This window comes from Viscerimonas tarda (genome assembly GCF_054601255.1).
This window is the reverse complement of record NZ_BAAHWV010000056.1, coordinates 1-11,877: the sequence shown is the minus strand read 5'-3', so window position 1 is coordinate 11,877 and position 11,877 is coordinate 1. Positions and strand designations below refer to the sequence as shown.

The window sequence follows — 11,877 nt, the reverse complement described above, 5'->3', positions numbered from 1 at the left end:
AGTTGCCCTCGCTGGGCAACTGTTAATTCCAGTTTCTTTATCTTTCCCATTCCTAATTGTATATACCATACTAGAACGGAAAGACAAACTAAATATTTTATACAAACTAATTATGAACACTTACTTACGAATTGGCAAAATCCAACAAACGAGTGGCTTGTTGAATGCCGTAAGAAAATGAACCGCTGATTTTAGCTCTACCTTCTTTGCCTCGTTTGGTAGTTACCAAAATAACGCCATTGGCGCCACGGATACCATATACGGCTGTTACCGAAGCGTCTTTCAATATCGAAATACTTTCAATTTCGTTGGGGTCTAACTGAAAAAAGTCGCGTTCAACGCCATCAATCAGGTACAAAGGGGCGGATGCTTCCTTGTTGAAAGTGGACATCCCGCGGATATATACCTCCGGGTTATCGGCTCCCGGCTGCCCCGAATACGAAATGGTGGAAATACCCGGCATGGCGCCGCTCAACATATTAGCCACATTCGCTACCGGCATTTTTATTAAATCATCGCCACCGATTACAGACAGTGAGCCGGTCAGGGTTACCTTCTTTTGTGTACCGTAGGCAACCGATACCACTACCTCGGTAAGCATGTTTTCGTCCGATTTCAGAACGACATTGAGAACCGTTTTGTTGTTGATGGGATTTTCGGATGTTTTGAATCCCATATAAGAAATGACTAAAATGGCATTTTTACCGGCATAATTGATGGAGTAATTGCCGTCTATATCTGTAACTGTTCCGGTTTTTTCTCCCTTTATTATAACGGAAGCGCCTATCAAAGTTTCGCCCGTTTCATCCGTAACTTGCCCTTTTACGTGGCTTGTTTGTTGTGTTTGGGCAAATACCGTAAACGAGGAAAAACAAAGCAACCAAAAAAACAGACATAGTGTGCTTCTTGATATTATTCTGCATTTTTTCATTTAATATAAATTTAAGATATGAAGTTGTCTAAAAAAAAAGCCGTTGTTGTAGCAGATTAAATCCGCCATCCCTAACCTTTTTTTTAGACAACTTCAAGGTAGGTTTTATTTTACAATAATAATTCCTCTATAAGAAGATGTTCCGTTTACTACAACGATATAGTTGCCGGAAGTTAACTCTTTGGAATAAGTAGAACCGTTTACTGTTGAAGCAGAAATCGACTGCCCTGTAAGCGTATAAACGGAAATACGGTTTTGTCCTTTCAGTTCGCTGATTTGCAATTGATTGCCGTTTGCATAAACGATAACGTCATTTTTATCAACAACCCGAGAGATACCTGTTTCCGATGAGTCAACTACTCTCCAATAATGATTGGTATTTTTTCCGTCTTTATCCACCGAAGCTCCCGAATTTTCGGTTGTATTGTCTGTTCCGATGTAGGAGTTAGGGCGTTGAGGTCCGGGTGTGATACATTTGATGGTGTGGTAATCTTTGTTACCCACTTTCCTTATTTCAAATTGAGCAAAATCGGTAGTAGCATCTTCGCCCCAAAACAGTTTATAATCATCGTATTTTCCTTCTTCGTGAAGGCCTGCGCCATCTAAGTGCGGTTCGGCAGAACGTGTAACATATTTACCCGGAACCGAAGCAACTTGAATATTGTAAACGCCCGTTTTACCCGCTACTGCAACAAACTTGAACAGTTGATTGTCTTGTTTCGATTGAGTGAAGATTTCCAGATTTTGATCTACCTCGCCAAAGAATAAACCGCCAAAATGAATGATGTTATACGTTTTTGTTACATCGGGCAAGAAAGGATTCACCGCAGCGATAGCAGCAGCTAAAGCATCATTCAAAGCCAAAGTAGCATCGCCAACTTGTGCTTGAGTGGCGGCTTCGTTGCCAAATATGGCTTCTGCATCACCTTTTGCAGCTGTTAGTGCATCGTATTGAGCAGCAGGATATTGGTCGGAACCATCGCCTTTGGAAGCATACGACAAAAATTCTGTTACTTTATCAATTGCTTCTTCCAGTGCAGTTTTGATAACCGGCATATTATCTACATCCTGAAATTTCCAATAATGTTTTCCATCCTGACCGCTTTTATCTACGTAAACGCCCGCACCCGAATCGTTGCTGTCGGTTCCCATGTACGATTGTTCGGCTGTTTTGTCGCCGGCAACAGTTGTACACCAAATACGGTAATAACCTGTACCTGTGCTCTTAATTTGGAATTGCGCCAAGCCATCGCTAGGATCATCTCCCCATACAAGCGACCAGCCGCCGCTTCGTGCAAGATAAGCGCCCGTAGAAACTAATTGAATGTTGTAAACAGCATCTTTTCCGGCAACCGCAATAAATTTGAATTGCTGGTCGGGGGCATAACTACCTGCACCTATATTAACTCCTGTTCCGAAGAAAAGACCGCTGGAATGTATAATATAGTAGGTAATGGATGCATCCGGGCGATAAGGATTTACCGAATTGATATACGCCAACAAAGCGTCTGTCAGTGTTAGCAATGCATCATTTACCTCGAATTGCTCTGCCGAAGAATCGTCTATTATATCTTGTGCATCATCAATCGCATCTTTCAAAGCGTTGCGGGTTGATGAGGGGTATTGGTCGGAACCACTGCCTTCTGATGTAGTATCGAAGAGCGATTTCGCTTCGTTGAACTTGTTGCGTAAAGCGGTTAGATCCACCTCGTTGCTGTATTCCTTTATTTTCCATAGATACTTTACGTCTGTCAATCCGCTTTTGTCTCCGTAAACGGTAGAGCCGTCCGCAGTATCATCTGTACCGATCATGAAGCCGCTGCCCAAATTCTTGATTTGAATGTAGTCGGTATTGCCATCAATTGCTACGATTTGATATTTGCCGTTTGCAGGCGTAGAAATGGTAGTAGGGTCTTTTACCCAAACCATTGTCCACGCATTGGCGTCTCCGCGTACCAAATAATCATCGTCGTAGGCATTTTTGATGTAAAACGTTCCGTCTTCTTGGGCTACGGGTTCAAATACAAACACTTGATCCCAGTTTCCGGAGGGATTTTTGATTTGGGGATTTTCCGTATTGAGATTTCTCGTAAGGAAAAGTCCCGTTGCCTGAACAATACTGTAATCTTGTCCCTGCACCGGCGTAGTAACCGATGGCTGAGCCATAAGGGAGGTAAATCCGCTTTGACAAAGCAACAATACTGCTAATAGAAAAAAGTTGATTTTTTTCATGATGATAAAAATTTATTGTTTTATAGAAATTCGTTTTATAAAATTGGATTTAAAACCCGATACAAATTTAGGTGCATCCAACAAGATGGAGGTCGAATATGCGTTTAATTTACTCTACTTATCATTCATTTGTTGCTTTTGAACGGAATTTCGACCGAAAAGAACGATATTTCCACCTCTTAATACCAAGTATGAGGGTAATTTTGTTTCAAAAATTATTAAGTAATATGAAGCGCTATTTTTTATTTATTTTCCTGTTTATTTTTCATCCCTTTACGGTTATATCAAAAAACAATTCCATTCGTCCCGGCGCTGTTTTGCCCGACGACAGGGGTATCCATGTAAATGCCCACGGCGGTGGCATCCTTTTTCACGAGGGCAAATATTATTGGTATGGCGAACATAAGGGGGAAAAATCAAGCGCCGCTTTTGTGGGCGTTACCTGTTATTCGTCCGATAATCTTTACGATTGGAAATACGAGGGCGTGGCGTTGCCTGTTTCCAACGACAAAAAGAGCCCGATTGTGCGCGGTTGCATTATCGAACGTCCGAAAGTAATTTACAACGCTAAAACCAAGAAGTTTGTGATGTATTTTCATCTCGAACTGAAAGGCAAAGGCTATGCAGCGGCGAATGTAGGCGTTGCCGTAGCCGATTCGCCGACCGGAACGTTTAAATTGCTGAAAAATTCACGGGTCAATGCAGGTATTTTTCCGCTGAATATGACCACCGAGCAGCAAAAATCAGCTGTCAAAACTACCGATTTCAAAGATTGGTGGACTCCCCAATGGCACAAAGCCGTTGATGACGGAATGTTTGTACGCCACGACCTGCAAGGCGGACAAATGAGCCGCGATATGACGCTGTTCGTTGATGATAACGGCAAAGCCTATCATATCTATTCTTCGGAAGAAAACCTCACTTTGCAAATTGCCGAACTGACGGACGATTACCTGAATTATACAGGGCGATATGTGCGTGTGGCGCCGGGCGGACACAACGAAGCCCCCGCCATTTTCAAAAAAGACGGCAAATATTTTATGATTACTTCCGGCTGCACCGGCTGGGACCCGAATGCAGCCAGATTATTCACGGCAGATTCGCTGTTCGGAATGTGGACGCAACACCCCAATCCTTGTGTTGGTAAGGGCGCAGAACTTACTTTCGGTTCGCAAAGCACATTCATTCTGCCTGTTCAAGGTAAAAAAGACGCTTTTATCTTTATGGCTGACCGCTGGACGCCCAAACATCCGATAGATGCGCGGTACATTTGGCTGCCCATACTGTTTGAAAATGGCTTGCCTGTATTAAAATGGTTAGATGAGTGGTCGTTAGACATATTCGATGATTACAAATTGGTGTGGTCTGATGAATTTGAAATCGACGGTAAACCTAATCCTGATTTTTGGAACTACGAACAAGGCTTTGTACGCAATGAAGAATTTCAATGGTATCAACCGGACAATGCCAACTGCCTCAATGGTATTCTTACCATTGAAGCGCGGAAAGAACAAATTGAAAATCCTGATTATCTTGCAGACAGCAACGACTGGAGGAAAAATCGTAAATATGCAGATTATACGTCATCTTGTATAAAAACTGTCGGCAAAAAGGAATTTCTTTATGGGCGGTTTGAAGTTCGCGCCAAAATACCAACCGCAAGCGGCTCATGGCCTGCAATTTGGACTTTGGGAAATGCCATGACTTGGCCCTCCTGCGGCGAAATCGACATCATGGAATACTATCCGATAAGAGGCGTTCCGCATATTCTGGCAAATACGGCTTGGGGAACGGATAAATCAAATAATGCAAAATGGGATTCGGCAACGATTCCCTTTTCTCATTTTGCGGATAAAAATCCGGATTGGGCAAATGAATTTCATATCTGGCGAATGGACTGGGACGAGGAAGCTATCCGCTTGTATTTGGATGATGAACTGTTGAATGAAACGCTACTGAAAGACACGAAAAACGGTGCAATCGGCAATTATACCAATCCTTTTCGACAGTCGCATTATATCCTTTTGAATCTGGCTATTGGCGGACAAAACGGTGGAATGCCCGACGAGGCGGCTTTCCCGCTGAAATACGAGATTGACTATGTGAGGGTGTATCAGAAATAATAAAACAAATAAATACAGTTTATCATATACAGTTTATCATAGAAACTAAATTATAAAATATCAAAACATGAAACCAACATTATTCATTTTGGCTGCCGGAATGGGTAGCCGTTACGGAGGATTGAAGCAACTGGACGGAATCGGTCCCAGCGGCGAGACAATTATGGATTATTCCGTTTACGATGCTTTGCAAGCGGGCTTTGGAAAGATTGTATTTGTCATCAGACATTCTTTTGAAAAAGATTTTAAGGAAAAAGTCGTGGCAAAGTACGAGAATTTAGTCCCTGTGGAAATCATTTTTCAGGAATTGGACAGTTTGCCGGACGGCTTTGCTTTGAATCCTGAACGGGAAAAACCTTGGGGAACAAATCACGCTTTGCTCATGGGTAAGGATGTTATTAATGAGCCGTTCGGGATTATCAATGCCGATGATTTCTACGGCAGGGAAAGTTATAGCTTGCTGGCTCAAGCCTTGCAGCAAATGAACGGCAAGCAGCGGAATTATTGTATGATTGGCTATTTGGCAGGTAACACGCTGTCGGATAGCGGTGCGGTAACGCGCGGTGAGTGCGAATTGGATGCCGACGGCTATTTGACGCGCATTTCGGAACGTTCCAAAATACAGCGCATAGAAGGCGTTCCCTGTTATAAAGACGAGAACGACAATTGGGTGCAGCTAACCGATTCTACGCCCGTTTCGATGAATATGTGGGGTTTTACGCCCGATTTCTTTGATTTGTCGGAACAGCGTTTCATTGATTTCTTAAACCAAAATCAAAGCAATCTGAAAGCTGAATTTTTGATACCGACATTGGTCGGCGATTTGGTAAAGGAAAATCTTATCAAAGTGAAACTAATCTCAACACCGTCTTCGTGGTTTGGCATTACTTATCCCGAAGACCGTCAGGAAGTAGTAGAGAAAATTAAAAAATTAGTAGAAAAAGGAGTTTATCCCTCAAAATTATTTTAGTATCATGGAAATTAAATCAATTCAAGAAAAGTTTTACTCACTATTTAATACTGAAGGCGACCTTTACACCTCGCCCGGACGTATCAACCTTATCGGCGAACATACCGATTATAACGGCGGTTTTGTGCTGCCGGGCGCAATTGACAAGGCCATGTATTGCGAAATCGCACCTAACGGAACGGACAAAGTCCGCGCTTTCGCTTTGGACTTGGAAGAATATGCCGAATTTGGATTGGGCGAAGAAGACCTGCCTGCCAAATCGTGGGCAAAATACATTTACGGCGTTTGCCGCGAAATGCTCAAACGCGGTGCAAAAATTCCCGCTTTCGATACCGTTTTTGCAGGCGATGTGCCGCTCGGCGCAGGAATGTCGTCTTCGGCAGCGTTGGAAAGTTGCTTTGGCTTTGCTATCAACGAGCAATACAATTTGGGATTCGACCGGTTTGAATTGGCAAAAATCGGGCAGGCAACCGAACATAATTACGTTGGCGTAAAGTGTGGAATTATGGACCAGTTTGCCTCCTGCTTTGGCAAGGAAGGCTCGCTTATTCGCCTTGATTGTCGCTCGCTGGAATATCAGTATGTTCCGTTCAACCCTGAAAGATATCGGTTGGTTTTGGTAAATACCTGCGTAGCGCACGAATTGGCGTCTTCCGCCTATAACAAACGCCGTCAATCGTGCGAAAATGTCGCGGCTGCAATCAAAAAGCGTCATCCCGAAGTGGAATTGTTGCGCGATGCAAATTTGGAAATGCTGAAAGAAGTGGCAAACGAAGTAAGTCCCGAAGATTATATCCGCGCCGAATTTGTGATAGAAGAAATTGCGCGTTTGGAAGAAGTTCCCGCCGATTTGGAAAAAGGCGATTACGAAGCAGTTGGCAAAAAAATGTACGAAACGCATATCGGCTTGAGCCGCAAATACGAAGTCAGTTGCGAAGAACTTGATTTTCTCAACGACATAGCTCGCGAATGCGGCGTTTCAGGCTCGCGCGTAATGGGCGGTGGTTTCGGCGGTTGTACAATTAATTTAGTAAAAAATGAACTTTACGAAGGCTTTATCAAACGCGCCATAGAAAGTTACGAGCAGAAATTCAAAATCAAGCCCAAAGTGTATGATGTGGTTATTAAAGACGGGGCAAGAAAAATATCGTAAAATTAAATTTATGAAAAGACAGTGTATTATTTTAACTTTGGCATTGTTTGCCATAGCATTTTCCGGTTGTCAATCGGCAAAACAAGAAACCTTTGAAATCGGCAAAAATACGTTTTTGCTGAACGGACAGCCCTTTGTTGTCAAAGCGGCGGAAATCCATTATCCGCGTATTCCGCAGGCATATTGGGAACACCGCATCGAAATGTGCAAGGCGCTGGGTATGAATACGCTGTGCCTCTATGTTTTTTGGAACATCCACGAACAGCGTGAAGGACAATTCGATTTTACGGGCAACAACGATGTCGCCGCATTCTGCCGTCTGGCGCAAAAACACGGAATGTATGTTATTTTGCGCCCCGGTCCCTACGTTTGCGCCGAATGGGAAATGGGCGGATTGCCTTGGTGGCTGCTCAAAAAACAAGACATTGCGTTGCGCACGCAAGACGCCTATTTTATGGAACGTGTGAAACTGTTTATGACGGAAGTCGGCAGGCAGTTGAGCGACTTGCAACTTGCCAAAGGCGGCAATATCCTGATGGTGCAAGTTGAAAACGAATATGGCGCGTATGGCGTTGATAAACCCTATATTGCTGCCATTCACGATATAGTCAAAACATCGGGTTTTGACCAAACACCGCTGTTTCAATGCGACTGGAACTCCAATTTTGAAAACAACGCACTTGACGGTTTGCTTTGGACGCTGAATTTCGGTACAGGCGCCAATATTGACGAACAATTCAAACGATTGCGCGAACTGCGCCCCGAAACGCCGCTGATGTGCAGCGAGTTTTGGTCGGGCTGGTTCGACCATTGGGGCGCCAAGCACGAAACGCGCAGTGCAGAAGAATTGGTTGCCGGATTGAAAGAAATGTTGGATAAAAATATCTCTTTCTCGCTGTATATGACGCACGGCGGTACCACTTTCGGACATTGGGCGGGCGCAAATTTCCCCGGCTATGTGCCCGACTGCACGTCTTACGATTACGATGCACCCATCAACGAATCGGGACGTACTACGCCCAAATATTTTCAAGTCCGCGCCTTGTTGGAAAACTATTTGTCCGAAGGCGAAACTTTGCCCAAAATCCCAGATTCTATTCCGACAATCGCCATTCCGACCATTACTTTTGAAGAGTTTGCCCCGATTTTCGACAACCTTCCCGAAGCGAAAACGAGCGAAGGTATTTACCCGATGGAATATTTTGACCAGGGCTGGGGTAGTATTCTCTATCGCACAACACTGAAACAATCCGATGTGCCGCAATTCTTGAAAGTAACCGAAGCACATGACTGGGCGCAGGTGTATATTGACGGCAAGCGGATTGGCGTACTCAACCGCTTGAAAGGCGAAGGAACATTGCGGCTTCCGCTTCTAAAAGAGGGCGCTGTGTTGGATATTTTGGTAGAAGCAATGGGACGGCGCAATTTTGGCGCAGGCGTACTTGACATTAAAGGAATTACCGAGAAGGTAGAACTCGTGAATGAACAAGGCGTTAGCGAATTGAAAAATTGGCAAGTCTATTCCATTCCGGTGGATTATGCGTTTGCAAAGGATAAAAAATACGTCAAAGCCACTGTAAAAGCAGATAATCCTGCCTATTACCGCGCCTATTTCAATATCGACAAAATTGGCGATACCTTTATTGATATGAGCAATTGGAAAAAGGGAATGGTTTACGTCAATGGGCATAATTTGGGGCGTTTTTGGGAAATAGGCCCCCAACAAGCATTGTATCTTCCGGGTTGCTGGTTGAAAAAAGGCAAAAACGAAATCATTGTGCTGGAAATGGTGCAACCCGCCGAACCGACAGTCAGTGGTGTCCGGCAACCGATTTTAGACGTATTGTGCGGCAATGGCGCGTACAAGTTCCGCAAACAGGGCGAGACACTGGATTTATCCGCCGAAAAACCTGTCTATTCGGGCAGTTTCCGCGCAGGCAACGGTTGGCAGAAAATACAGTTCGAACAGGCGGTTGAAACGCGATATTTCTGCCTCGAAGCCCTTAATTCATACAGCAAAGACGATTTCGCTTCCATTGCCGAACTGGAAATTCTGGACAAGGATGGCAAACGCCTCTCGCGCCAGCATTGGAAAGTGATTTATGCCGACAGCGAAGAGGTAGATGATGCCAACAACGCGGCAAGCAATGTTTTCGATTTGCAGGAATCAACAATTTGGCATACTGCTTATTCCGCTGCAAAAGACAAATTTCCGCATCAGATTGTGATTGATTTGGGCGAGAATAAAACAATCGGCGGCTTTGAATACCTGCCTCGTATGGAATTGAACAAGCCGGGAATGATTAAGGATTATAAGATTTATTTGAAAACAAGTTCGTTTAAGTTATGAGAAAAATAGTTTTATTCGGAATGTTGGTGGAATATATGACCTCTGACGGCGACAGCAGTCTATGGTACTGACAAAAGGCGATAAAATGCTGCTTACGCCCACTTACCACGTTTTTGAAATGTACAAAGTGCATCATGGCGCTATAAATTTGCCGCTCGAAATCGCCACCGGTACAAGGGAAATCCGCAATCGGGCCGTTCCCGCAATCAGCGCTTCGGCATCGAAAAAAGGCGATGTAATCAATATCACATTGGCAAATATGGATTTGGAAAAAGGGCAGGAGATTACGATTAATCTTTCCGACGACAAGGAGATTAAACCGCTTGTCGTAAATGGTAGAATTTTAACGTCAAAAAACATTACCGATTACAACACTTTTGAAAATCCCGGCTTAGTAAAGCCGCAGGTTTTTACCGATGCGAAAATTTCAAAAGGTCAATTAACGGTAAAAATGCCTGCAAAATCAATTATTACTTTGGAAATTAAAAGACAATGATATGAAGATTGAGCTGTATGAAATGTCAGATTTTGGTGATTAAAAATTAACAAATGGGAATAAAAAAATGCGACGTTTTACAGTTGCAGGCATCTATTATAGGAAAACAAGGCGTGGTAAGCGAGCCGGTAATAGTGGAAATATTGCGATGATTTTTTTTAAAATCTTATTTCGGAATAAAGTATTACCTTTCTCGTTTATAAATGTAAGCCAATTATATGAACCTGATTTCCTTGATTCTATGAAAAGTAAGATTCTACTGATGCTGTTTATATTGCCGTTTTGTTGTGCTTTGAATGCGCAAAATTTTTATGTTAAGCCTTATGTCCGGTATCATCAGTCCATTTCGTCCCAAATAGAGCCTGATTTTTATTTGGTTGAGATATATGTACCTGCACCTGGGGAACCTTTAGCTTTACTTAATTCTGCTTCCGACGATTTTACGTTAGCAAGCGGATTGAAGTACGGCCTTACGGTTGGCTATACCTTCCGAAATAACATGGGTGTTGAGCTGAGCGCCGATTATTTTAACCGGCACAAAGTATTTACTCCCGTTGAGAATTGAGATCATACCAGAGATTGGAGTTATCAAACAACAACATTTCGTCCGGCCTTTACGTTCACGGTTGACTGTAACAAATCTTCTTTTACAGGCAAAGCGGGTCCTGTATTGGCGCTGGTTAATGCGGAACAATCGGCTTATAGTTATAGCGGAGAAGATAAATATTCTACTTGCACTTTCTATACCAATTTGAATTGGGGCTACACCGCCGGTATTGAATACAACTGCCGGCTTTCCCAATCGCCTGCTTTAGCCATGGAACTGAGCGTGGAGCAGTATAATTATACGCCTAAAAAGTCGAAGGTTGAACAGGTTTATGCCCCATCCACGAATTCCAAGAAAGTGTTGAACATTAGATATGTAAAAAAAATAGACCATTTTGATATGCTTAATGATCGTTTTCAAACCCGGAGGCTCAAAGAATCTATATTGTTTAACAGTCTTTATTTCGGCATCGGAATAAAATATACGCTAGGAAACAAATGAAAAAAAATCTATTTATAATCGGTATCTTGTTTATTAGTTGTGATTAGCTTTCAAAATTTGTACCTTAGCGGAGGATATACAATCGATTTCTGAACCAGCGGGTCTACTGTACTGTTGTGATTAGCTTTCAAATTCACACCAATAAAATCGGTACAAACAACCATCAAGCATTATGCTAACATTACCGATAAAGGGGCGAGGGAGGCTATTGATTGCTTTCCTGAGATTGGGATTTGAGAGGCGCTTATCTGCTTATTATTTTATTCGCTCTAAAAATATCCTTCAATCTTACAAGGCGTATCTACAATCGTATAAACGAAACAATAAATATTCAAATATCAATGTAAAGAAAAATAGTAGATTTTGAATAATAGATTATTTCTATGAAAAATTTAATAAAAATTATTGCATATTGTCAAAAACATTCTTCCCTTTGTAACAAGACCCTCCTGACTTTGACACTTTCATTTTAACAAATTTATAAAATTCACATACACAGTTATTTGCAGAAATTGCGACACCAAAATGGGTGTCGCAAGCCTCAAAAAGTGCTATATTTGCACCATGTTTGTAC

Annotated in this window: 9 protein-coding genes; 7 read left to right on the top strand and 2 right to left on the bottom strand. The window is 42.7% G+C overall.

The window, feature by feature from the left end:
- Positions 1-124: 124 nt before the first annotated feature.
- Both ACYPWY_RS14750 and ACYPWY_RS14745 read right to left on the bottom strand, forming a co-directional pair.
- A complete protein-coding gene (locus ACYPWY_RS14750; RefSeq protein WP_459686312.1) occupies positions 125-931 on the bottom strand; it encodes a carboxypeptidase-like regulatory domain-containing protein in 807 nt (268 codons plus the stop codon).
- A 105-nt stretch (positions 932-1,036) separates the two neighbouring features.
- Positions 1,037-3,163, bottom strand: a complete 2,127-nt coding sequence (locus ACYPWY_RS14745) for a hypothetical protein (protein ID WP_459686311.1) — start codon at positions 3,161-3,163, stop codon at positions 1,037-1,039.
- 227 nt (positions 3,164-3,390) lie between these two features.
- Here ACYPWY_RS14745 and ACYPWY_RS14740 point away from each other — a divergent pair, with 227 nt between their 5' ends.
- The 7 genes from ACYPWY_RS14740 (at position 3,391) to ACYPWY_RS14710 (ending at position 11,303) form a co-directional block, all read left to right on the top strand.
- Complete coding sequence (locus tag ACYPWY_RS14740) at positions 3,391-5,286, top strand: family 43 glycosylhydrolase (protein WP_459686310.1); 1,896 nt, start codon at positions 3,391-3,393, stop codon at positions 5,284-5,286.
- 67 nt (positions 5,287-5,353) lie between these two features.
- Complete coding sequence (locus tag ACYPWY_RS14735; protein ID WP_459686309.1) at positions 5,354-6,256, top strand: nucleotidyltransferase family protein; 903 nt, start codon at positions 5,354-5,356, stop codon at positions 6,254-6,256.
- A 4-nt stretch (positions 6,257-6,260) separates the two neighbouring features.
- Positions 6,261-7,409, top strand: a complete 1,149-nt coding sequence (galK, locus tag ACYPWY_RS14730; protein ID WP_459686308.1) for a galactokinase — start codon at positions 6,261-6,263, stop codon at positions 7,407-7,409.
- Between the two features lie 10 nt (positions 7,410-7,419).
- Positions 7,420-9,759, top strand: coding sequence for a beta-galactosidase (locus ACYPWY_RS14725; RefSeq protein ID WP_459686307.1), 2,340 nt, complete (start codon positions 7,420-7,422; stop codon positions 9,757-9,759).
- Between the two features lie 61 nt (positions 9,760-9,820).
- Positions 9,821-10,255, top strand: a complete 435-nt coding sequence (locus ACYPWY_RS14720) for an alpha-L-arabinofuranosidase C-terminal domain-containing protein (RefSeq protein WP_459686306.1) — start codon at positions 9,821-9,823, stop codon at positions 10,253-10,255.
- Between the two features lie 241 nt (positions 10,256-10,496).
- Positions 10,497-10,820: a hypothetical protein gene (locus tag ACYPWY_RS14715; RefSeq protein ID WP_459686305.1), complete on the top strand. Its 324-nt coding sequence runs from the start codon at positions 10,497-10,499 to the stop codon at positions 10,818-10,820.
- A gap of 105 nt (positions 10,821-10,925) precedes the next feature.
- Positions 10,926-11,303 carry a hypothetical protein gene (locus ACYPWY_RS14710; protein ID WP_459686304.1) on the top strand — a complete coding sequence of 126 codons (378 nt, stop codon included), beginning with the start codon at positions 10,926-10,928 and terminating at the stop codon, positions 11,301-11,303.
- Positions 11,304-11,877: the final 574 nt, after the last annotated feature.

Bases quoted from the DNA above. Each gene is read 5' to 3' on its own strand.
- galK (WP_459686308.1), top strand. From the start codon at position 6,261: ATGGAAATTAAATCAATTCAAGAAAAGTTTTACTCACTATTTAATACT.
- ACYPWY_RS14750 (WP_459686312.1), bottom strand. From the start codon at position 931: ATGAAAAAATGCAGAATAATATCAAGAAGCACACTATGTCTGTTTTTT.
- ACYPWY_RS14725 (WP_459686307.1), top strand. From the start codon at position 7,420: ATGAAAAGACAGTGTATTATTTTAACTTTGGCATTGTTTGCCATAGCA.
- ACYPWY_RS14715 (WP_459686305.1), top strand. From the start codon at position 10,497: ATGAAAAGTAAGATTCTACTGATGCTGTTTATATTGCCGTTTTGTTGT.
- ACYPWY_RS14745 (WP_459686311.1), bottom strand. From the start codon at position 3,163: ATGAAAAAAATCAACTTTTTTCTATTAGCAGTATTGTTGCTTTGTCAA.
- ACYPWY_RS14740 (WP_459686310.1), top strand. From the start codon at position 3,391: ATGAAGCGCTATTTTTTATTTATTTTCCTGTTTATTTTTCATCCCTTT.
- ACYPWY_RS14735 (WP_459686309.1), top strand. From the start codon at position 5,354: ATGAAACCAACATTATTCATTTTGGCTGCCGGAATGGGTAGCCGTTAC.
- ACYPWY_RS14720 (WP_459686306.1), top strand. From the start codon at position 9,821: ATGGTACTGACAAAAGGCGATAAAATGCTGCTTACGCCCACTTACCAC.